21 protein-coding genes are annotated in these 23,400 nt (G+C 44.9%); 9 read left to right on the top strand and 12 right to left on the bottom strand.

What is annotated here, in order from left to right; all coding sequences use genetic code 11:
• Positions 1 to 9 precede the first annotated feature (9 nt).
• From ACXLDX_RS09965 to ileS, 8 genes are read right to left on the bottom strand one after another with little or no spacing between them, the layout of a single operon-like run.
• Positions 10 to 783, bottom strand: coding sequence for a methyltransferase domain-containing protein (locus ACXLDX_RS09965; protein ID WP_457577031.1), 774 nt, complete (start codon positions 781 to 783; stop codon positions 10 to 12).
• Positions 764 to 1,456 (bottom strand): DUF452 family protein, encoded by a 693-nt coding sequence (locus ACXLDX_RS09960; RefSeq protein WP_457577030.1) that lies wholly within the window; start codon positions 1,454 to 1,456, stop codon positions 764 to 766. The genes ACXLDX_RS09965 and ACXLDX_RS09960 overlap by 20 nt, the downstream gene beginning before the upstream one ends.
• A gap of 12 nt (positions 1,457 to 1,468) precedes the next feature.
• Positions 1,469 to 2,650: an aminotransferase class I/II-fold pyridoxal phosphate-dependent enzyme gene (locus tag ACXLDX_RS09955; protein WP_457577029.1), complete on the bottom strand. Its 1,182-nt coding sequence runs from the start codon at positions 2,648 to 2,650 to the stop codon at positions 1,469 to 1,471.
• The gene (bioA, locus tag ACXLDX_RS09950; protein ID WP_457577028.1) at positions 2,647 to 3,960 is read right to left on the bottom strand and encodes an adenosylmethionine--8-amino-7-oxononanoate transaminase; all 1,314 of its coding nucleotides are present in this window, start codon (positions 3,958 to 3,960) and stop codon (positions 2,647 to 2,649) included. The genes ACXLDX_RS09955 and bioA overlap by 4 nt, the downstream gene beginning before the upstream one ends.
• The gene (gene bioB / locus ACXLDX_RS09945; RefSeq protein WP_457577027.1) at positions 3,961 to 4,926 is read right to left on the bottom strand and encodes a biotin synthase BioB; all 966 of its coding nucleotides are present in this window, start codon (positions 4,924 to 4,926) and stop codon (positions 3,961 to 3,963) included.
• A 10-nt stretch (positions 4,927 to 4,936) separates the two neighbouring features.
• Positions 4,937 to 5,896: an ACP S-malonyltransferase gene (gene fabD / locus ACXLDX_RS09940; protein ID WP_457577026.1), complete on the bottom strand. Its 960-nt coding sequence runs from the start codon at positions 5,894 to 5,896 to the stop codon at positions 4,937 to 4,939.
• Positions 5,897 to 6,379 (bottom strand): signal peptidase II, encoded by a 483-nt coding sequence (gene lspA / locus ACXLDX_RS09935; RefSeq protein ID WP_457577025.1) that lies wholly within the window; start codon positions 6,377 to 6,379, stop codon positions 5,897 to 5,899. It abuts the gene before it with no gap.
• Position 6,380: 1 nt separating this feature from the next.
• Positions 6,381 to 9,182, bottom strand: a complete 2,802-nt coding sequence (gene ileS / locus ACXLDX_RS09930; RefSeq protein ID WP_457577024.1) for an isoleucine--tRNA ligase — start codon at positions 9,180 to 9,182, stop codon at positions 6,381 to 6,383.
• Positions 9,183 to 9,798: 616 nt separating this feature from the next.
• Between ileS and ftsE the strand changes: the two genes are divergently transcribed.
• The 4 genes from ftsE to ACXLDX_RS09910 all read left to right on the top strand — a co-directional run bounded on the left by ftsE (position 9,799) and on the right by ACXLDX_RS09910 (position 14,201).
• Positions 9,799 to 10,506, top strand: a complete 708-nt coding sequence (gene ftsE, locus ACXLDX_RS09925; protein WP_457577023.1) for a cell division ATP-binding protein FtsE — start codon at positions 9,799 to 9,801, stop codon at positions 10,504 to 10,506.
• Complete coding sequence (gene ftsX / locus ACXLDX_RS09920; RefSeq protein ID WP_457577022.1) at positions 10,503 to 11,390, top strand: permease-like cell division protein FtsX; 888 nt, start codon at positions 10,503 to 10,505, stop codon at positions 11,388 to 11,390. The genes ftsE and ftsX overlap by 4 nt, the downstream gene beginning before the upstream one ends.
• 86 nt (positions 11,391 to 11,476) lie before the next feature.
• Complete coding sequence (locus tag ACXLDX_RS09915) at positions 11,477 to 12,712, top strand: murein hydrolase activator EnvC family protein (protein WP_457577021.1); 1,236 nt, start codon at positions 11,477 to 11,479, stop codon at positions 12,710 to 12,712.
• A gap of 163 nt (positions 12,713 to 12,875) precedes the next feature.
• Positions 12,876 to 14,201, top strand: coding sequence for a S41 family peptidase (locus tag ACXLDX_RS09910; protein ID WP_457577020.1), 1,326 nt, complete (start codon positions 12,876 to 12,878; stop codon positions 14,199 to 14,201).
• Between the two features lie 44 nt (positions 14,202 to 14,245).
• Here the strand turns inward: ACXLDX_RS09910 and era are convergent, their stop codons facing one another.
• Entirely contained in the window at positions 14,246 to 15,160 is a 915-nt protein-coding gene (era, locus tag ACXLDX_RS09905; protein WP_457577019.1) for a GTPase Era, read from the bottom strand.
• A 923-nt stretch (positions 15,161 to 16,083) separates the two neighbouring features.
• On the opposite strand from era, the gene ACXLDX_RS09900 reads away from it, so the two are divergent.
• Positions 16,084 to 18,087, top strand: a complete 2,004-nt coding sequence (locus ACXLDX_RS09900; protein ID WP_457577018.1) for a ribonuclease catalytic domain-containing protein — start codon at positions 16,084 to 16,086, stop codon at positions 18,085 to 18,087.
• 10 nt (positions 18,088 to 18,097) lie between these two features.
• Here the strand turns inward: ACXLDX_RS09900 and ACXLDX_RS09895 are convergent, their stop codons facing one another.
• On the bottom strand, positions 18,098 to 18,304 hold the full coding sequence (locus tag ACXLDX_RS09895; RefSeq protein WP_457577017.1) for a hypothetical protein: 207 nt from the start codon (positions 18,302 to 18,304) through the stop codon (positions 18,098 to 18,100).
• A 268-nt stretch (positions 18,305 to 18,572) separates the two neighbouring features.
• Here ACXLDX_RS09895 and ACXLDX_RS09890 point away from each other — a divergent pair, with 268 nt between their 5' ends.
• From ACXLDX_RS09890 to ACXLDX_RS09880, 3 genes are read left to right on the top strand one after another with little or no spacing between them, the layout of a single operon-like run.
• The gene (locus tag ACXLDX_RS09890) at positions 18,573 to 19,538 is read left to right on the top strand and encodes a helix-turn-helix transcriptional regulator (protein ID WP_457577016.1); all 966 of its coding nucleotides are present in this window, start codon (positions 18,573 to 18,575) and stop codon (positions 19,536 to 19,538) included.
• A gap of 15 nt (positions 19,539 to 19,553) precedes the next feature.
• On the top strand, positions 19,554 to 19,961 hold the full coding sequence (locus tag ACXLDX_RS09885) for a hypothetical protein (RefSeq protein ID WP_457577015.1): 408 nt from the start codon (positions 19,554 to 19,556) through the stop codon (positions 19,959 to 19,961).
• Complete coding sequence (locus ACXLDX_RS09880) at positions 19,958 to 21,415, top strand: DNA integrity scanning protein DisA nucleotide-binding domain protein (RefSeq protein ID WP_457577014.1); 1,458 nt, start codon at positions 19,958 to 19,960, stop codon at positions 21,413 to 21,415. Before ACXLDX_RS09885 ends, ACXLDX_RS09880 begins: the two co-directional genes overlap by 4 nt.
• A gap of 17 nt (positions 21,416 to 21,432) precedes the next feature.
• On the opposite strand, the gene ACXLDX_RS09875 is transcribed toward ACXLDX_RS09880, so the two are convergent.
• On the bottom strand, positions 21,433 to 21,687 hold the full coding sequence (locus ACXLDX_RS09875; protein ID WP_457577013.1) for a hypothetical protein: 255 nt from the start codon (positions 21,685 to 21,687) through the stop codon (positions 21,433 to 21,435).
• Between the two features lie 152 nt (positions 21,688 to 21,839).
• A complete protein-coding gene (rpmB, locus tag ACXLDX_RS09870; protein ID WP_228857044.1) occupies positions 21,840 to 22,034 on the bottom strand; it encodes a 50S ribosomal protein L28 in 195 nt (64 codons plus the stop codon).
• 689 nt (positions 22,035 to 22,723) lie between these two features.
• Between rpmB and ACXLDX_RS09865 the strand changes: the two genes are divergently transcribed.
• Positions 22,724 to 23,400 (top strand): cytochrome c biogenesis ResB family protein (locus ACXLDX_RS09865; RefSeq protein ID WP_457577012.1); only part of this gene is annotated, 677 nt, incomplete at its 3' end.

The raw sequence follows: 23,400 nt of genomic DNA, 5'->3' as shown, positions 1-23,400 counted from the left end.
TTTGTTATTTTATTCCCTGGTTTTTCGGGCAATTACAAAAGTTGACACATAGCTCACGGGAATCCCGAGATCTGTTTCAAACCTCGCTTTATACTCACTTTCAAACTTTCTGAATTCTGAAACTCCCCACCCGGACCTGCCAAGTCCACCGACACCGGTCTTCTGAATATGCCGAAGCACCGCTCTGACAGACGGCAGATAAATACATTTTCTTTCCCGGTGGATGTGGACAAGATCGAAAAAGGAAGCTGTTATTTTTTGAAGTTCTGAGTGGTCCAGATAAGGCAGGCCCCTTCCGGTGAGTGAACGGATTTCCTCCATGGTGCCCGGACCAAAGAGAGAAAAAGCTAAAATGCCACCTTCATTCAGACAACCATAAACTCGGGCAAAGAGTCTTTCGAGATCCTGAAGCCATTGAAAAGTCGAGGAGGAAAGAACAATATCGAGTCCTTTCGGTAGAATCTTCTCTTCAATATCTCCTGGAAAAAGACGTACTTCTTTGACATTTTCCTTTATCCTTTCTGCAGTAACTGAGCAGAATTCAGGAACAATATCATTGAGCCAGATCGTTTTTACAGAGTGTGCCGAACAGATTAATTCCGTCAGAAAACCGGTGCAGCAACCGATTTCGAGAATTCTAGAAAACCCTGAAATCTCATATCGGGACAGCAGATTAAAAAACTGTCTGCTGATCTCCTGCTGAACAGTGGCGTTGTCCTCATATGTTTCAAGGCATGACCCAAAATACTCAGCAACACGTTCTTTATCCAGAACTACTTTCATTGTATCGTATAACAGGGCAGACAAGCTGGTCCCAGCTTTGCCATTCGTAAAAAAGGAAATGAAACCCAGGCAAAGTCACAACCGCCATGTTTTTCCAGAAATATAACTGATTCCGGGTGGGGACAATCCAATCATTCTCTGCGATAATAATTTCATCATATACAGAGAGGCCGACCGGAACGCAGTCACTCCTCTTCCTGAGTATCTCCAGCTCTTCACGCTGACCGGCAAGGCTTCTTTCTGGTTGATTATTCAGAAATTTTCTCAGATTTGTCTTTTCCCTGCACATCCGGCGGTAAAACTTCTTCCTGGCTTTCTCCCCGAATTCCGCCAGGGTGTCATCATAGATTTTTGCAGGGATGCCTCTATTATCATCAACAGGACAAAGAGTTCCATTGATGGCAATTGTCCTGGTGAATAATTTTTTTTTTCGACCAAATATTTTCTGCCCGACCCAGACACCCATGGACCAGCTTACCAGAATCACTTCTTTATAGGCAGTGAAGACAGCCTCCAAATTCAAGTCTATCTCCATGGTGCGATAATCAAAAAACATGCAGACATCATATTCTTCCGCATCAAGCGGTCGAAACGGTCTGTCATCCATTCCCCAGCCGTTGAAAAAAACAACCAGGGTATCACACATCTTTTTATGAAGCCATATGTATCTCAAAATTCTGTACTCCTATGACCGGCTCCGGCTCATAGCCTCCGCAAGCTGTTGTGGAAATGCTTTTATGTCATCCCACTTCATACCGGCAGTGAGTGACAACCTGAATCTGGCGGTACCTTCGGGAACGGCCGGTGGTCTTACCGGGAAAACAAGATATTTTTTCTCCTGCATCATTTCCGCAAGCGTTACAGTCAATCTATCTTCGCCAATCATTACGGGAACAATATTAGTGGAACCATCCGTAACCAAACCATTTTTGACCAGCTCCGCCCGCATCTTTCCGGCAAGAGACTGAAGGTGATACCGTTTTTTTTCACACAGAAGAATCTCTTCCATGATAAACAGGTTCCAGTTATGAATGATCGGAGGCAAACCTGTTGTAAATATAAACGACCGACTGTGATTAATCAGATATCGAGTGACTTCTTCTGCACAGATAATAAAGGCTCCCATGGATGCCGGAGCCTTGCCAAATGTTCCCACAAGGTAATCAACATCGTTCAGACAGCCCTGCTCCTCTGCCATACCCAGACCTTTTTTTCCGTAAAGGCCAATGGCATGAGCCTCATCAAGATAGAGAGTGCAGTTAAATTCTTTCTTAATGGCAACCAGCTTGCCGATATCAACAACATCACCATCCATACTGAAGACTGACTCACTGACGATAACTGCCTTGTCGAACTGTTTTCGCTTACTTTTCAAGAGCGAAACAAGATGTTCATAATCCCGGTGACGATACCGTTTACAGGCGGCAGGACACAGTTTCATACCATCCATTATGGATGCATGATTCAGTTTATCACTGAGTACAAGGTCTTTTCTGCCCAGCAGTGCAGGAAGGATACCTATATTTGCATGATATCCGGAGTTGAAGAGAAGACAGCCACTTCTGCCATATACCTCCCGAAGACGATTTTCCAGCCTCCGGGCAACCTCCGAGTCTCCGCTCAGAAGCCGCGACGAGGTCGACCCGAGACCGAATTGATCCAGAGAACACCGCTCTTTAACGTCTGTGAAAAACCTTTCATGCAGCCCCCTGTCGCCTCCAAACCCCAGGTAATCGTTGGAAGTCATGTTGAGCATTCTGTGGCCTTCATACCATACATGACAGCCTTCACGTCCGGAGAGAGGCTTGAGATAACGCAGTCTTCCCGTATTTTCAAGTTGCAGAAGTCTGTCATTATATGAACTCATGAGTCCGCCTCAATTTCCAGAACTCTTAAAATATTTGTCAACAGGAATTCCAGTTCATCATTTTTGATAATATAAGAGGGCATTACATAGACAAGTCTGCCAAAAGGTCTGACCCATATACCATGTTCGACAAACCGTTTCTGGATGCGTTCCATATCGACCGGTTTTTTAAGCTCAACAACCCCGATTGCCCCGAGAACACGGACATCGGCAACAGTTTCCAACTGCCTGCAGGGAGCAAGTCCCTTTTTTAGTTCAGATTCAATCGCTTTAACACCTGCCCGCCAGTCTGAACCAAAGAGCAGTTCGAGAGAGGCGATAGCCACCCGGCAACCCAGTGGATTGGCCATAAAAGTGGGACCGTGCATGAAAACACCAGGCTCGTTTTCGGACAGAACCCGGCCGACATGCTCCCCGGCCACAACCGCTGCCATACTCATATAACCACCTGTGAGCGCCTTGCCCAAACACATGATGTCAGGGGTAACCCCTGCATGATCACAGCCAAACAGCTCACCTGAACGACCAAATCCGGTTGCGATTTCGTCTGCTATCATCAGGACTTCAAACTCGTCACATAACGCCCTGACCTTTCGCAGATATTGCGGATGATAAAACCTCATTCCCCCGGCACCCTGGACAATCGGCTCCAGAATAACAGCACAGATACGTTGATGATTATTACGGATCAAGGTTTCAAAAGATTCAATATCACCTTCATCCCAATCTTCGGAAAAACGACAGCGGGGGGTATCTGCAAAATAATATTCCGGCAGGACTCCCCTGTATATGGAATGCATTCCTCCCACAGGATCACAGACTGACATAGCGTGAAAACTGTCCCCATGATATCCTGACCGGATAGTGAGAAACCTGTTTTTGCCATTTATCCCCAGTCCAAAAGAGTACTGCATGGCCATCTTCATGGCCACTTCAACCGCGATCGATCCGGAATCACAGAAAAACACCCGGTTGAGGCCTTGCGGCATATGTTCAATCAGCATTTTTGCCAGGGTAACCGCCGGTTCGTGGGTTAAGCCACCGAACATCACATGGGCCAGGCTATCCACCTGTTCCTTGATGGCATTATTGAGATAAGGATGGTTATAGCCATGGATTACCGACCACCAGGAAGCCATACCATCAATGAGTTCCCTCCCGTCATTGAGCCTGATCCTGCAGCCGTCAGCAGACTCAACAAGAAATACAGGGAGTGGTTTTTCAATGGAGGTGTAGGGATGCCAGAGATGTTTCCGGTCAAAAGCCAGTATTTCCTCTGCTCTCTTGTCGCAATTCTCCGGTGAACTCATCTATTCATCCCCGTTAATATCAAAACCGAGATTCTTCACCATCCTGACATCTTCCCTGAGGCTGTTACCAGCCGTCGTCAGGTAATCACCGACAATGGCACCATTGGCACCTGACATAAAACAGCGGCTCTGCTGACCTCCAAGAAGATTTCTGCCACCTGCCAGCCTGATGACAGCTCCGGGGTTGATAAACCGGAACATGGCTATGGTGGTCAGCACCTCTCCAACACCAAGAGGTTTCAGGTGTGAAAAAGGTGTATTGGCAATGGGGGTCAGAATATTGATGGGGATTGAAAGAATACCAAGATCACGCAGTTCAAAGGCCAGTTCAAGCCGCTGACGGGCACTTTCTCCCATACCGATGATCCCGCCGGAACAGATATCCATTCCGGCCTGACGGGCGATCTGTATTGTTTCAACTTTTTCATCCCAGGTATGTGTTGTACATACCTCTTTGAAAAAACTCCGGCAGGTTTCAAGGTTGCAATGGTATCTCCGAACACCCATGGCCCTTAATCTCTCGGCTTTTTCCCTGGTAAGAAACCCCATGGACGCACAGAAAAGCATGGTGGTTTTTTCTTCGAGCAACTGATAAATTGTTTCAATCTCATCAAGAAGAGAATGAGAAACAGACCGGCCGGCAGTAACGAGGGAGAATCGCCTGACACCCTGCTGCTCGTTTTGAAGTGCCATCTTTAAAGCGGTTTCACCGGCAACAATATCATAGGTTGTCACATCAACTTCGTAGTGGGAAGACTGGGCACAGAACTTACAGTTCTCTGAACACCTGCCGGATCTTGCATTGACAATAGAACAAAGATCAAAAATATTGCCATGGATACTTTTCCGCAACTCGTCAGCAGCATTGTACAGTTCGGAGGGGGAAGTGCATTCCATCAGCGCAACTGCCTGCTCAAAGCTGAGATCCTCCCCCGCCTGCACCTGGCGCAGGTATTTTTTTATCATGGGAATTTCCTCAACCTGCAGCACAACTACGCAGTTTTTCCAGACAGGCCTCCAGTGATTTGGGAGAGTCGAACTGCAGTGTCGTCACTTTTTCCCCCTTTGGAACAATTTTCCGCATCATCCCTTTGAGCACTGATTTAGGGCCCACTTCAATAAAAGTATCAACACCTTCTGCCAGCATGGATTGTATGATCTCACACCACCTCACTCTGGACGCTATCTGCCTGGCCATCATCGATTTGATTTTTTCTGTATCTTCTTCCTGTTCTGCCGAAACATTGAAATAAACAGGCACTCTGGGTGCTTTGAATTCTATCTTTTCCATATATTCTGCAAAATCAGACACAGCACCCGCCACGAGGGGAGAGTGATTGGCAACGCTCACATTCAGCGGAATAACCCGCGCGCCTTTTTCCTCAACAAGAGAGGTTACCGCATCAAGACCTTCCATATCTCCGGAAATAACAATCTGCAGAGGCGTGTTGTGATTTGCGGCCGTTACGACACCACCTTTATCGCACCCGTTGATCACCTCTTCAATTTCCTCAACACTCAGACCGAGAACCGCCCGCATTCCCCCGGGATTGGCGCTCCCTTCTCTTTCCATCAACATCCCTCTCCTGCTGACAAGCTTCAGGGTATCTTCGGCACAGAGAACTCCCGCACCGTACAGGGCGGAATATTCACCCAGGCTGTGCCCGGCAAAACAGTTTACTACGAACTCACCACCTCCATCTTTTAAAAATGCATGCCAGCATATCAGATTGGTGATGGTAATGGCCGGCTGCAGATTGGCCACCCTGGTGAGATCCTCAAGAGGTCCCTCCCCACACAGGCGGTTCAGATTCAGGTCACATGCAGCCTCGGCCATGGCCATCAACTCACCATATTCACGATCTTTTTCAATGAACTCCTGCCCCATTCCAATATATTGAGATCCCTGGCCGGGAAAAAGCACTGCCAGTTTCATTTACTTCACCTCATTTGCTGTTTTCCGAACTTCGATAATATTTATGATAAGAAAAAGCCCAGCCCCCACACAAATCGCCGAGTCGGCGATATTGAAGGCCGGCCAGTGATATCCCTTGAATTGAAAATCAAGAAAATCGACCACTGACCCATATCGTATTCTGTCAATTATGTTACCGGCCGCTCCACCGCTGATCAGTCCCAGGGCGATACCATAAAGACTGTTTTCTCTCTTCAACCTGTACCAGGCTACGGTCAGACCGACAATGGCAAGAGTTCCGACACCCAGGAAAAAAAAATGTCTCCAGGGAGAATCAACATCAGCAAACATACTGAACGCCGCACCACTGTTTGTCACATACACCAGGTGGAAAAAAGAGGGAATAATTTCCCGCGATTCATAGAGCTGGAAAGAACCGAGTATCCATTGCTTGCTCAGTTGATCGGCACAGACTGCAATTCCCAGAAATAAAAAATAGACCATCTCAGGAAACAACCCCCGCACATCTTTCACATATTTGTGGATGGTTCTGATCCTTCCCGACAGTAACGGAACGAATCCAGCACCGCTCACATTTTTCTCCTGGAGCCGGCACAACGCGAATCTTCAATCCTTCCAGCTCCTCACTTTCAAACAGGATTCCTCCTTTCTTCTCGTCATCAAACGGAGAAAGCTCCGAGACAATGGAAATCTCTTTTATTCTTTCCCATTCAGATTCCAGAAATTTTTTCAGATCCCCTTCCGACTGAAGAAGCACTTCCGCTTCCAGAGAGTGACCAATAACCTTTTCACGCCTGGCAATTTCCAGTGCTTTTGTGATCTCCGACCGGACCCGGATGAGCTGTTCCCATTTGTCCATTATATCCTTATCATATTCGATGCTGTCAGGTCGCTCTGGAAACTCAGCAAAAAACACTCCCTGCTCAAGAGGTGCGTTCTGATCAAGGGAATAGAGGTGATTCCACGCCTCTTCAGCAGTAAAGCAGAGAACGGGAGCGAGCAGTCTCAGCAGACCGTCAAGAATTGTAAAAAGAACGGTCTGGGCCGAGCGGCGCAGGTAAGAATCGGTGCCGGAAACATAAAGCCTGTCCTTGAGAATATCCAGATAGAAAGAGCTCATGGTTATGCCACAGAAATAATTGAGACTCTGGTAAATAGCATGAAACTCATATTGTTCATAATTTTTCTTAACCCTGTTCAGCAGCTCATCAAACCTCGCCAGGGCCCAGCGATCCAGTTCCGGCAGTTTGTCGTGGGGGATAGAATTTTCTTCAGGATCAAAATCACTCAGATTCCCCAGCATATAACGAATGGTGTTTCTGATTTTCCGGTAGGATTCGGAAACCTGCTTGAGAATTTCATCCGAGACCTTGATATCATCCCGATACTCTTCACTGGACACCCACAACCGGAGGATCTCCGCTCCGTATTTTTCTATGACTTCGCCGGGCGCCACGACATTACCAACGGATTTCGACATTTTCTTTCCCTGGCCGTCAACCACATATCCATGGGTCAGAACCCCTTTAAACGGAGCCCGTCCCCTTGTGCCTGTCGAAACCAGAAGAGAACTCTGGAACCAGCCCCTGTGCTGATCACTGCCCTCCAGGTAAAGATCCGCGGGAGAGTGCAGTTCCGGACGCTCCTCACAGACCGCTGCATGACTAACACCGGAGTCAAACCAGACATCGAGAATATCATCCTCCTTGAAAAAATCACTGCCTCCGCATTTGGTGCAGGTCATGTTCCCGGGGAGAAAATCCTCCACTTCGTGACTGAACCATGCATCCGCACCCTCTTTGAGAAAAAGTTCATCGATTTTTTCAACAACCTTCTCATTTTTAACAACTTCCCTGCATGAACGGCAGCTGATGACAGTAATAGGTACGCCCCAGCTCCGCTGTCTGGAAAGACACCAGTCAGGGCGCCCTTCAACCATTGAGTAAATTCGCTGCATTCCCCAGGATGGAACCCATTCCACCTCTTTAATGGCGGCAAGCGCCCTGTCACGCAGGCCGTTATTTTCCATTGAAATAAACCACTGGGGGGTGGCACGGTACATAACCGGCTTTTTGCAGCGCCAGCAATGGGGGTAACTATGCTGAACAGTCGATTCATGGACAAGGACTCCAGCCCCGGCCATATCACTGTTAATCAAACCATTGACATCAGGAACCTTTTGCCCCGCATATTTACCGGCCTCCTCCGTATAAACTCCTTCATGATTCACAGGAGAAAGGATATCAAGGCCATAGCGAAGGCCGGTCTGATAATCATCCGCACCATGCCCGGGGGCAGTATGAACACAACCGGTACCCGCATCAGTTGTCACATAATCCGCCAGGACAAAAAGTGAATCCCGCTCCATGAAAGGATGACGGCATGTTCTCTTTTCAAATTTGGTGGAGGCAAAAGTGGCCTTGACTCTATATTCCTCTATCTCCATTTCCACCATCACCCTCTGTACCAGATCTTCTGCAAGAATCCAGGTTTCACCGTTCACTTCGACGGCCGCATAGGTGAAGTCAGGATGGAGAGCCACTGCGAGGTTAGCCGGTAACGTCCAGGGAGTTGTAGTCCAGATGACCACATAAGTATTGTCACCGCCCAGTTCCGGAGCAATATCTGAACAGTCATCTTTCACCTTGAATTTAACATAGATTGAAGGCGAGCTGTGATCATGATATTCCACTTCCGCTTCAGCAAGAGCGGTGGTGCAGGTTGAGCACCAATAAACCGGCTTTTTATTTCTAATAACAGAACCGGAAAGGAGAAATTTGTTAAATTCCCTGGCAATCGCTGCTTCATACGCATAATTGATAGTCAGATATGGATCATCCCAATCCCCGATGACACCAAGGCGTCTGAACTCGCCCTTCTGGATTTTAATCCATTTGTCAGCGTATTTTCTGCATGCGCTTCTCTTGGAAAGTTTAGGGATGGTTTTCTTTTTCTCACCGAGTTCCAGATCCACATTATGCTCAATTGGCAGACCATGACAGTCCCAGCCTGGAATATATGGGGCATTGAAACCGGCCATTCGTTTGGAGCGAAGAATAATATCTTTCAGAATTTTATTGAATGCCGTACCAAGATGAATATGGCCATTGGCATAGGGAGGACCGTCATGGAGGATAAAAACCGGTTTTCCTTCACTGCTGTCCTGAATTCTTTTATAGAGATTCTCTTTCTCCCAGCGCTTGAGAGCCATTGGCTCTTTCTGGGCAAGATTGGCTTTCATCTTAAAACTGGTTCTGGGTAGATTAAGGGTGTCCCTGTAATCCATTCTTCTCTCCTTTTCTGTAATATCCTGAATCCATGATGATCTATTTTTCAGTCAAACATACAAAAATACCAACTGCAAACCAAGTTGCAAGCTAAAATCACTTATTTATCCGGAACAACCCTTAAAAGAAGTTGAAAATATGGATCTTTGTGGGAAAATATCGTTCTGAGTACCGGCAAAACCCAACCAGCCAAAGATTCTTACAAACTGATCCTGTCCAGTTTGCAAATTTTCCACGAATGGAGTAACTACCCTCATTGATATATTGCGTTTATCTATTGAATATTTTATATTTTTCCTGTTTTGGTCATTTTTTTATGCTATCATAAACCGGATAGTGTCTCGAATAATAGAATTTTCTTTTGTGGCCAGGGAACTTGGAAATCAAAAAGTCAGCATATGGCCTAAACCCTACACTTCAGAAAATGAAAAAATGGAATTATGATTTAATTTCAATATATTATGATATATTAAGAAAATTTAGCCATTCACTTTTTGAGTAAATATAAATTTTTCATTTCCCTGTACACCGAAATCTGGCGAAAGGGAAATTCTCAAGGTGGCTTTTATATTTTCATTACCCCGGAACTGCATTTACTGGAGATCCTAAATATTAATGAAGAACAATGTCTCACACACCACTGAAACCATGATCGAAATGATCAAGGTTTCAAAACTTTACCCCCCGGATGTGATTGCTCTGAGAAATATTTCTCTTTCAATATCAAACGGGGAAATGTTCTTTATTATCGGCATGAGTGGTGCGGGAAAAACAACGCTGCTCAAACTCATCAGCAGCATGGAGCTCCCCACAAACGGACTCATAGAAGTCTCGGGCCTGCCTATCCATCAGCTCAAAGGGTATAAGCTTGCCCGTCTCAGGCAGAAAATCGGTGTTGCCTACCAGGATTTTAAGCTTCTCACGGACAGAACAGCAGCCGAAAATATCGCCATCTCAATGGAAGTCTCCTATAAAAAACCCCAGATAATACGTAAAAGAGTTAAAGATCTTCTGGCCCAGCTTGATCTTTCAGATAAACACGACACCATTACCGGCGAGCTTTCAAGGGGTGAGCAGCAGCGTATTACACTGGCAAGGGCCATCGCCAATTCTCCCACCATAATCCTGGTTGATGAACCAACCGGGAATCTGGATGCAATAACCACGGAAAAAGTAATGAAGCTGCTGACAAAATGTAATAAAGCCGGAGCCACCGTTGTTATAGCCACCCATGATGAAACAATCTACCGGAATACACCATACAGAATTATGGAACTGCGAAATGGCATAACCCACTCCATCAAGGGAGGATCAACCCGATGAGTTTCTGGTTTACCGTTATCAGGCAGGTCGGTCGTAACCTTCGCCAGACCTGGGCATCCCAGATGATGACATTACTGACGGTATCCCTTTCTGTCCTGATATTCGCTTTTTTCTACCTTATCTACACCAACATGCTCCATTTGGGTGAACGGTTGGGTGATGATCTCCGCCTGATTGTCTATCTGGAAGATGAACCCGGTCCGGAACTCAAGCAGCAGCTGAGAAATAAAATAACCACCTTTGACAAGGTGGAGGAGATCAGATTTATCTCCAGAAAGGAAGCATATGAAAGATTTTCAAAACAGCTCGGGGAAAACCAGGATGTGCTCAACGATATGCCAAAAGATTTCCTCCCGCCGTCCATTGAAGTCACTCCCATGAAAAACCTGCGCAGCCTTAACCAGGTCAAGCTGTTTTCAGCATACCTGGCGAGACTGCCGGGAACTCTGAAAGTGCAGTATGGCCAGGAATGGGTGGAACGTTTTTATTATTTCACAAAACTGCTTTCCATAGTGGTCCTCCTCAGCGGCACCCTTCTCATCCTGACAACCATATTTATGGTTGCCTATACGATCCGGTTGACAATTCTCGGCAGACACGATGAGCTGGAACTGTTAAAGCTTGTCGGAGCCACCAACAATTATATTCGTATTCCATTTCTTCTCGAAGGTGTCCTCCAGGGAATTCTGGGATCCACTATAGGAATCTGCTCACTCTATATCCTTTTCCAGTGGATCAAACTACGCTTTTCCGGGCCGGGTCTGCTTAATCTTTTTGAATTTTCATTTTTCCCGCCGGTTGTCAGTCTGACGATTATTGGTGTGTCGATTCTTCTCTGTACCCTTGGAAGTTACTCAACCATGCAGAAATTTCTGCGTATCTGATTCTGAGCAGGTGCAGAAAACCTCACGGTTACAATGACGAAATACACCACATGCAGATAATGTGTAAATTACAGATAACAGCAGAATTGATACAGACTAGACCCTGGGCATCATTCCGGATTGTGCCCATCTCCCTCTGCTTTTCTTTACTCATTTTCGCAAATCTCTTTTTTGCCTCAACTCTTCAGGCCTCGTCCGTTAACAATGTAACAAATCAGGATGTTGCAAATTACCGTATAAAAATCAGACGGCTGCAGCATGGAATCAATACCCATGAAGATAAAATTAAAGAGGAAGAGAAAAAGGAAAGAAATCTTCTCCAGGAACTGGAAATTCTCGATAAAAAACTTGCAGAACAGCATGCAAAGCTGAAAAAACTGCAGCAACGCATGGCTGACCAGCAGAAACTCATAAAAAAAGAGGGCAAAGCCCTGGCAAAAATCCGTACAGAAAAAAATATCGTTGAAAATCACCTCAAGAAAAGAATCAAAGCATATTACACAATGGGAGATATAGGGTTGCTCAACGTCACGTTCTCAACCAGAACTCTTCCGGAACTCCTGCAATTTCATGACGCCTTTGACACTCTTATCCGCTATGACCAGGATGTCATAAGAGTTTACAGGGAAACTATCAGCGATCTTGAGCGTGCCCGGAAAGCACTTACACTTGAAAAATATGTCCTCCAGAACTTTATCGATCAGGTCCTTCAGGAAAGAAAAAAAATAACCGCCACAAAAAACGAAAAGCAGCAGCTTCTTGTTCATATCCGAACCCAGGCAAAACTGCATAAACAGGCCATAAAAGAGATGCAGGAGGCAGCAGAAAAACTGTCCGGTGCCTTGGTAGCCCTTAAAAACAGGTATCACACCGGAGAAGACACCTTTCTGGCCGACAAGGGTAATCTGCCCCCTCCAGTTGATGGAATCATTATAACCCTTTTTGGTCAGGAAACTGAGAACAAGCTTGGTATATTACGGAAATCAAACGGCATCACCCTGAAGGCGGAAAACGGGACAAAAATCAGACCGGTAAGCAAGGGACTGGTAATTTTTTCTGGATATTTACGTGGGTATGGTAATACTATAGTTATACACCATGGATTTCAGTATTACACCGTCACATCAAGGATTGAAAAACTTCTTGTGAAAAAAGGTGATGTGGTTCACCCGGATACGGTTATAGGTATCATGGGGGACACGGCTATGCTTTTTGATGAAGGACTCTATTTTGAGATTCGCCATGGGAAACAATCTCTCGACCCGCTCCTGTGGCTGGATCCTAACAGACTGGCCTCAGCCGAGGAAAGGACAGGTGGGTAAGACCCGAATCCTGTGAGATTCCTCGAAAAATGATTTTTTTCGTTCGAGGTCCAGAAACGGTGAAACTAAAAAGCGCGTATCACATCAGTCATATGCGCGTATTTTCCATTTTCCGGATGCAGGGTTCAGGAAAGAAGTATTTTCAGGATTTATTGAGGAAAAAATGGTTCCATATTTTCAATCCATCTCCAGAATCACTTTTTGTATCTTTGCAGTTTCTCTTCTCTTTTCCTCTTTGGCAGGAGCTGAAATATCCCAGAAAGAAAAAGAGGCTACTTATAAACAGCTCGAAATTTTCTCCAACGTCCTTTCCATTCTCCAGGAAAATTATGTGGAAAAAATTGATACGGAAGAGGTAATCAACGGCGCGATACGTGGCCTGCTCTTCTCACTTGATCCGCACTCAAGCTACCTTCCACCTGAAAATTTTCGAGAACTCCAGGAAGAAACACGAGGATCATTTTCCGGTATCGGAATCGAAGTGACCGTCAAAAATGATATCCTTACAATTGTTAGCCCGATTGCCGACACCCCGGCGGATCGTGCCGGTCTGAAGGCCAACGACCTTATTATCGAAATAAACGGTGTCAAAACCCTGAATATGGGTCCTTACGAAGCAATCAAAAAACTTCGCGGCCCGAAAGGATCCAAAGTGACCATAGCAATCCACCGGGCCGGCTGGGAAAAACTGAAAAAAATCACTATTGAAAGAGAAATTATTCCTCTTCAGTCGGTCAAAGCCGAATATCTGTCACCGGGATTTGCCTATGTACGAATAACGAGTTTCCAGAGTCATACGACAAGGGACTTCAAGGCAAAAATCCATAAGCTAAAAAAAGAACACTCTTTAAAAGGCATGATAGTTGATCTCCGAAACAATCCCGGCGGACTTCTTCATCAGGCCGTAACTCTTGCCGACTTTTTTCTCAACAGCGGCCGTATTGTCTACACAAAAGGGAGAAAAGAAGATCAGAACACAGTTTTCAACGCCCATGACAATGGCGAAGACAACAGTTATCCCCTGGTTGTTCTGGTCAATGAAGGTTCGGCCAGTGCCTCGGAAATTGTCGCCGGCGCCATCCAGGCCCATAAAAGAGGAATTATCGTAGGAACGCAGACTTTCGGTAAAGGCTCTGTCCAGACAATAATTCCCCTTCCTGATGGCGCAGGACTGCGCATGACAACAGCCCGCTATTACACACCTGATGATCGCTCCATTCAGGCAAAAGGCATAACTCCGGATGTTGAGGTTCCCTTTATAAACTGTGCGCCCGCCAGGGGGAAAAAATCACTTAAAAAAATTATTAAGGAAAAGGATTTGGATCATCACCTGGCAGGCCCGGACAATAAGGAAACAAAAAGTGAAAATGCCACAAAAACAGCCCTTACCAAACGCTTTCTCAAAGATAATCAGTTGCGCAGCGCCTATAACATACTGAAAAGTCTTAATCTCTTTTCAAAATTCACCACCACAGAAAACCGCCAATAACTGCCTTTCGGTCCAATTGCCAGCGGATTCGGTATTGAAGTATATTACAGTCCAAGCTCCTTGAGAAACTGTTCATTTCTAGACCAGTTCTTTTTTACCTTTACCCAGAGTTTCAAAAGAACTTTTTCACCCAGCAGTAATTCAATATCTTTTCTGGCAGCACTGCCGATTGCCCCGAGTTTTTTCCCGCCTTTTCCAATAACAATACCTTTCTGAGATTTCTTTTCCAGAACGATGGAAGCGTGAATGGTAATGAGTTTCTTTATTGTATCTTCTTTAAAGGAATCGATAATAACTGCAGTTGAATAAGGAATTTCCTGGCCGGTCAGAAGAAAAACCTTTTCCCGGATAATTTCTCCGCAAAGAAAACGTTCACTGGCATCTGTTGGAATGTCTTCCGGAAAATACCGGGGGCCCATGGGAAGAAGAGAGGTGATCTCATTTAGAAGATTTTCGGTTCCGTCACCCGTCAGTGCTGAAAGGGGAACGACCGCATTAAAGGGAAACAGGTTGCTGTACTTTTCAATCAACGGCAGGATCTTTTTCCTGTCAACAAGGTCTATTTTATTGAGAACCATGATCGCCGGACTTTTTACCTGCTCCATATACGATCGGAATTCCGCCCTCTTTTTCTTTTCCAGTTTCTCAGGTAGAGGCAGGGAGACATCAATAAGAAAGAGAACAGCATCCACCTCCGCAAGACTCTCCATGGCCACCTTCACCATTTCAATATTGAGCGGTTCACGTGATTTATGCAGTCCCGGCGTGTCAAGAAAAACAATCTGGTGCTCTTTTCCATTGACTATCCCGGCTATTCTGTTGCGTGTTGTCTGAGGCTTGGGTGTCACAATTGAAATTTTCTGACCAAGCAGGTTATTCATGAGCGTTGATTTTCCTGCATTGGGAGGACCGACTATTGCCACCATTCCGGATTTAACCGGTTTTTCAAAGATATTCATTGAGAATAATTACTCACAAGGTTAATAACTATTTGTTTTTATAAACTTTGAATCAATGTCGTCAACTTAAGGATAACGTTGTTTTTAAAAAGCCCCATTCTGACCTTGGTCGAGGGTGTCTGCAGGTTTTTACATGCCTTTTATTCGCTTTTATCTGTCTGCACAGGCAAAAGAGACCGTGAAAAGCAAGCACATCTCCAACCTGGATAAGTTTCACGGGTAATCAAAAAAATAATAATTGCACAAAGAGAAGAATAAATGTGTGCAAAAAATTATTACACACTATACTGGTCGAAATTTGGTCATTATCCATGGACAAACGGATACCAATAAAACTATAATACGACTCAAATAGATTTCATATATTTTTCGAAGGGAAATCCCTTTATTTAATAACCGGATTTTTGACAAGGAGTTTTTGATCGTTCGCGACCCGAGAGGCTGGCCGGGAACAGACATTTTCCACAATGACATAAAGTTTGGGAAAAATGACATTCTCTAACCAGTGTCTTTCCAGAAATGAGGGTTTTTGTTCGAGATCAAGGCGCACGGGAAATTTTACCGTAGGCATATAATTGATATCGGAGTCTACGCTTACCTCCGAGGATAAAATTTTTCGGGCAACGGAGATATCGGGCAAAAAGACCAACTATGGACAGGCACTAACTGCCTCCTCGTTATCGTAATTGCTCACAGGACCCCGCTTTTCACGGTATCTTTTATCCGCTCAGTCAGACCATGGCGACTAAAAAAAGCTGTGAAGGTGTGTAACAGGGCCGCAATCGCAAATTCCGAGGTAATGTCGTTACTTTAAGGACAAAAAGGTTCAGAAAAATCTCATTCTGACCTTGGCCGAGGGGCACAAAAATGTTCTGTCAAAATCACCGATCAAAAATTTCCGGTTATCGGGGTAGTTATTTTTTATGATTAGTACAGGAAAGCTCATAGAATATCTTGATAACGGTAAATTCATCTGTGCCCTGGTTGTGGAAAGCCAACCTAAACGACTTCGCCTGATCAATCAGAACGGAAGAGAAGTCAACCTGCCCCTTTCGAGAGTTGTCCACTGCTCGAATGATACACACAGTACAGAACAGAGCCGGGAAGAGCTGATACGTAGTCTCAGGGAGATCTCGGAAAAGAGGCACAACCTGATGAAGGCTGTTGACCTGCAGGAACTCTGGGAACTCACCTCCGAAGAATCCGATTCATCATTCAGCCCCTCTTTTCTCACTGAACTTATTTTTGGTGAGCTTTCCAATGACGACTGCGTTTCTGCCTTTTTAAGATCTGTCTTTAACGACAGACTTTTTTTTAAATACAGTGAGGGACTGATAAAGGTCAACAGCCCGGAACAGGTTGAAAATCTACAGATTCAACGCAAAAAAGAAGAGAAAAAAAGGCAGATTATCAACGAAGGCGCTGCTGCAGTCAAGGATATTCTTTCAGGAAAACGGACACAAAATGATCTTGATCCCCTCCTTAGAGAATCTCTCCATCTGCTCAGGGATTATTATGTGTTCGGTAATGACGCAAAAGAGGCAAATACGGCGAGACAACTCCTGAAAACAGCGGGCCTCACCATGCCCCATGACTCCTTTCATATCCTCGTTAAGGCTGGAGTATGGGGTCCCAATGAAAATATCCCCCTGCTCAAACACGAACTTCCCGTCAATTTTTCCCTGGAGGCAAGGCAACAGGCTGAACAATTGCTCCAGAGGGGACAGGAGGAACTGTTCAATGATTCCGGCAGAATTGATCTGACCCATCTTGCACCAATAACTATTGACGGCCCCACCACACTGGATTTTGATGATGCCCTTACTCTGGAAGAACAGGATGGCAATTATCTTGTGGGTATTCATATTTCCGATGTCGCCCATTATGTAAGACCGGGAGACGCACTCTTTCAGGAGGCAATGCGCCGTGGAACTTCCATCTATTTCCCCGAAGGGCAGATCCCCATGCTGCCCCGGCACCTTTCCCAGGGAATATGCAGTCTTATTCAGGATGAGATCAGAGCTGCCTTCAGTTTCATGATCCTGCTGTCAAAGGATGCAGAAATACTGAGAGTGAGGATCATACCGTCAATCATCAAGGTTGCCAGACGATTGACCTATGATGAAGTTGATAGGATGATTGAAAAAGACAGGGAACTTGGCATACTCAATATGTTGCGGAAAAAGCTGCGACAGCGCAGGGTTGAAAAGGGAGCCCTTCTCCTGCCCTTTCCCGATGTAAACATTTTCATAGATCACCAGGGACAGGTTCACGTTAATCTGGGAAAAAGCGACACCCCAGCCAGGACAATCGTATCTGAAATGATGATCCTGGCCAACAGCGAAGCGGCCAGATATGTTTCCGACAGAATGGTTCCGGGCCTCTTCAGATCCCAGCCTGAATTGAAAAACAGAATTGTATTTGGAGAGGACGATGATCTGTTTCAAAATACCCTCCAGAGAAAACAACTGCCACGGGGTGAACTGTCCACAACCGCCAAGCCGCACTCCGGTCTGGGCGTCTCTCACTATACAACTGTTACTTCTCCCATAAGAAGGCTGCTTGATCTTGTCATGCAGCACCAGCTTGACTCGATCATAAGAAGGAAAGAACCATGTTTTACCGAGGATATGTGTAAGGATTTCACCTCTGTTCTCTCCAGAACTGTTGCTGCAGCCAATAACGTCCGCCACCTTCGACAGCGCTACTGGCTGCTTAAATATTTATCAGATCGCAAAGGTCAGCTGATCAGCGCACTTGTCATCCAGGTGGGCCCCAGACGGATAAACCTCCTGCTCACCGACATTCTCATGGACATTGATCTGCCTAAACCTGCCGGCAGAAAGATAGCTGCAAACAGCACGGTCCAGGTGAGAATCCTGAAAGCCGATCCCCTGGATAATGTTGTACGTTTTGACTGGCCTTAACCCTTTCCTGTCAACATCCCTCAATCTTCTTCTTTTTCAGGGATTTTATTTTTATTGTTCCCTTCTCTTGGAACCGTTCTATTCCTTTTGGACAGTCAAGAACCATTTTTGTCCCTTCGATCTGTACAATTTGACACTTTGCACTGGCGGCAAAACTTCCTGTCGCAAAAAATAACAGGCAGCCCAGGAAACATATCGAACCAATCATTGCTTTCATTTTTCCTCCTTTTTTCTGTTGTTAATGGTTTATATGGCATGCACTGACAGAATACTGACTCAAGGCGGAATTTCCAGACGACATGGGGTGAAATCGCCCCATGTCCGGCCGGTTCATACCCGACATGACCCTGGACTGACAAAGGAAGAAACCATCCACAGTTAATTATCGCTTTGTTCCCAAAAAAGATACTGGTATATTGAAGAGCATACAAATTGATGATTGCTCACGGGCACTGAATTTCGATAAACCTCAAATATCAATCAATATGAAAAAAACGATTGTTCCTGAAAACCTGCCCCATGGCGCCATGGCCATGGTAAAAATTGATGGAACAAAAGTCAGGCAGCTGCGTGAAAAACAGGGACTGACCCAACTCTACGTGGCAACCGCAGTACAGGTAACCACGGATACTATTTCAAGATGGGAAAACAAAAGATATCCAAGCATTAAGAAGGAAAACGGTCTGAAACTTGCTGAAGCCCTGGGCGTGGATCTTGAAGAACTTCTCGAAACTACTGAACCTGTAATAAAACAAAGGGCTGGGGCAGACCGGGAAAACACCCGGGACGCCTGGCAATCTCTTCCAGCTTCAAGATACAATGGTATAAAAAAAGCATGGCCTCTACTTATCCTGTCCGCAACAATCGGCTCTCTTATTGTGGCAATTGCGTTCTATTTCCTGCAAACTCCTCCCGCTGCAAAACTGAATGCAATACGAATCCTGCCCAGACATTGCATTGCCGGACAACCCTTTCCGGTCATTATTAAGGTAAACGGTGCAACCCGGTCTTCCATTGCCATTATTCTCAAGGAGTCCCTGCCTCCAGGCAGCCGTATTTTAAAAGTATACCCAGAGCCAAGCGGCAACAGCACAAAAGGGAAAATTCTTAAATGGCTTCTCAAAATCCAAAACAAGGCACTCTTTTCCTATCTTGTCTCCATCGAAGGAAAGCCTGGAGAAAAACATGTATTCAAGGGAACACTTTCCATCAATAACGGACCTGCCGACAGTCTAACCATCAATGGTGACCACGAAATTATCCTGGGAAAACACCATTGGGCTGACACCAACAGTGACAATATCATAAGTGACAGTGAGATTCTGGCTGTCTACGATCTTTACAGTGACATCAAAGGACTGAAACTTGATATGGACATGATAGAAGAAATCTGGCTGGGATCAGGCTACCGCTGGAACCGTCAGACCGACATGTTCGAAATTTCAGAATAGGAGTTTTATAATCGCATGTCCTCTTTTATTCTCAAACTGAAAAATCGACCCCTGTTAGCACTTTTCATTTTATTTGTGGTTCTCTTCTCTAACGGAAACACAAAAGCAGAAACCTTTATTGACGGAACCTACAGTTCCGCCTCCGGGAAACAGATCGTTCTGGAACTGAACATATCCTCCCGCAGACCTGTAAATCTCATCGTTGAGCAGTTCCTCGATCCAAGTAATTTTATACTGACGACCTCTCCAGGGGCCAAAAAGAGATCATCGGGGAAAATCAAATGGCTGTTCAGAAATATTTCAGACCGCAGACTTTCAATCTCAATCCGACTTCGCTCGCCGCTCAAGGGGACCATAAGCGCCATCGTACGATATCGTGATCCGGACAGCGGGCAGTTTATTGAATCACAAGTCATACCTTGACCTGGGACATCACTATTTTGCCGACCACATCATTTATTAACAGATGCATCATGGATACCCTCAGCGGCCTGAGGGATGGCCTGTCCCTCTTTTCCAAACAGAGTCGGGCTGCAGTAATCTTTTCCTTGAAACGGAGCCGGAAACTGCAGGTCTGTGACCCGCAGAATCTTCTTCGTGGATACGAACCAAAATTGAAAAATATCTACCTGGAAAACAGTGAATGGGAGGAAAATATTGAAGAGAAAAAATCTGGCCATTCTTTCAACTTGATTGATCCTCTCGCCAACCTGCAACTTGACGGGCTGATTTCCTGCGGAGGCAGTTCCGCTCCCGTTTTTTATCAGATGTGGTTCACCGAACATCATCCCAATCTCTGTTCCACAGGACCGACCGAATGCTGGCTTGAACACGCCGTATTGAGATTTTCTCACGATGTTGCCAACGACTCGACCCTCTATACTGGAATTTCCGGCAGTTTTCTAAGAGAGTATTCAAGTCATGCAGTACATGACTATATTGTGGACAAGGCCAATCAGAGCCTTGGCCCGGACTGTCAGATCAGAATATATCCTGTCCTTGATGCGGTTCTTGGGATCTCCAAAACCAATGAAGAAGGGGCAAGACCATTTGGAAAATTGACATTTATTGAACCCAGATTTCTGAAAGAGATACATTTTCTTGTCAGATTTCATGCAAGCGAAAGACCACTGTTAAGTAATTTCAAACATGTACGAAAACTTCTCCAGGCAGTGGAACACAGCACGCACCACCTTGTCTCCAATGGAACAACCATTCTCGGGATAGCTACCAATCCGATACACCAGTTCCACATTACCGCAGATTTCCAGGGACGGTTCGGTTTTTTAAAAGACAATGATGAAGTTATCTGCAGTTTTCAGGATGGCAGTTACAGTTCAAATACCCACAGGGCAAAACTGTTTGAAGTAGAAGAGGCACTTCTGGATTTTGAACTTGATACCGCAACAAGAAATGATCTTTTTAAAATCGTGGCCACTCTGGTTCATTACGCGGAAGATAATACATTCGGCTGCACCTTTGTCCTTGACCTGGCAGAAAAACCGGCGGATACGGCCGGACAAAGCCTTACCCCGCCCCTTGACCTTCATGACAGGAACAAACTGATGCTTGCCGGAGCCTTGGCGAAGGTGGATGGAGCACTGCACATACGCACAGATCTCCATCTCCACTCCTTTGCCTGTCTCCTGGACGGCCATAGAATAAAGAACGAAAACCGGGCCCGCGGAGCGAGATACAATTCCGCCCTGCGGTTTACTGCTCAATATCCTGAAACTATTGTGGTGGTGGTTTCCGCAGACCGGCCGGTTTCTGTTTTTCGGCAAGGCAAAGAGATAAGCAGTGAATACACTATTGGGGACTCCTCACACTGTATTCTTTTCCCTATTCCATTTGAAGAATGGCTTCTCATGACTTAAGGCGTAATTACTATGACCTAAATCTCAAGAGCCCAGTCCGGAATATGTGAAAGGATATAATTCTGGACAGCTTCCTTCAGCTCTCCCTTGGGAACGTCACCTACAGCATCAATAACTTCCTCAAAATCAAACCAGCACAACTCCTTGTCATCGTGATTATAAACTGTCAATATCCGACGATTTTCCTGCTCAATATCCTCTTCTTCCTGAATGGCTGCAACAAGTCGTGCAGCTTCATCAAAACTGAGAAATTTTATTTCTTCCTCACTCATTTCAACCTCTTAAACAATCAATAGCATGAAACCACAATTACTCGCAGATCATCTTCTTTGAGTGGTTCCAGTTCAGGAGAGCATAATAAACCAATAAAAAAAAGGTGAGCAGGAACCTTTTCCTCTCACCTTTTTTTAATATAATTCCTGAATTATGCAGGTTTTACAACAGCTCCTGAACGAATGCAACGGGTACACACTCTACCACGTTTAGTTGCACCGCTTTCAGTAACCATACGAACTTTTTTCAGATTGGGAAGCCATCTTCTTCTTGTCTTATTGTGCGCATGGGAAACATTATTACCTGTTAAAGGCCCCTTGCCACAAATTTCACATACCTTTGCCATTTATATTCTCCTTATATTCATGTCAATCCATGCTCCATCACATATTGCATGGAAAGAAGGCAGTATTATTCTCTGGAAAATTGTCACAAAACGTTAAAATATACTCTTTTTTAAAAATGATGGCAAGTACTTTTCATATAAACCGGCATGGTCGGGCTCTATGGTTCGGCCTCAACAATGTGATAAAAATTCCGCCTGTGCAATACAACCTTAAACCGCAGATTTCAGCTTAAATACTCCGCAAAATACTCTTCATGTTCATGGGAGTAAAACAGGCCGTAAAAAACCGGATAGATCCTGAACTTGCCAATTGCAGAATTCAGATGGAATGGGAAAAGATTTGATGTGTTTATTTTGAAAATCACTTATCTTTGCAAATCAAATATAATTCATCTGAATACTGTACTTCAGGAAATTATAAAACATATTAACATCTGCGATTTTCCAGATCTGAAGTTCCACAGGTAGACTATAGCGAACAAGAGCCTGTAAAAATCTGTGGCTCTTATAAAAGATACAGATCATAAGATATAAAATCAAATTGTTACCAGTCATACGAGGAGTTACTCTTCGGCAGGTAAGTTACTTTTTATGTTCAGTTCACCTGTTCAATTTTATTGCAATCAGGTTTTACTTATGGTAGCCATACGCCCTCCAGTCAATAATAATTCTCACTTAGTTTAAATTCAATGAAACAGAACAATTCTCTCTGGAACTTCTTTGCATCAGTTAAACTGGCGATTTTCACACTCAGCTTTATCGCAGTATCTTCCATAATCGGAACAATTATTCCCCAGGGAGAATCCCATTCCTTTTATGTTAAGAATTATGGTGAAGCATGGGCCAGGTTTTTTGACGTTCTTGATATTCCGGATATGTACTATTCTTGGTGGTTCATCGGTCTGCTTGGTTTACTCAGTGCAAATCTAATTATCTGCAGTATCGACAGGTTTCCCTCGGTCTGGCGAATAGTCAAGGCAGATAACCTTGGGATTAAACCTGAGAGACTCCGGAAAATGTCTGAAACCAAAAGCTGGAAAATTTCAAAAAAAGCCGCCGATCCAGATCTTCTTTCTCAAATTCTCCTTGAAAACGGCTGGAAAACCGCCCAGAAAAAAACCGGAGACACTGTCCTCTATTTCAGTCAGAAAGGCAGATGGAGCAGAACCGGAGTGTATCTTGTCCATGCGTCAATTCTTGTAATCCTCATTGGCGCGATTATCGGACATTTCCTTGGCTTTAAAGGAAGTGTTATGATCCCTGAAACAAAAAGCAGCTCAAAGATTTACTCTTACGAAAATTCAACACCCATTAACCTTGGATTTGAAATTCGCTGCGATTCATTTACAATCGAGTATTATAAAAA

Source organism: Desulfomarina sp. (assembly GCF_054039375.1).
This window is presented reverse-complemented; position numbering and strand designations above follow the sequence as displayed.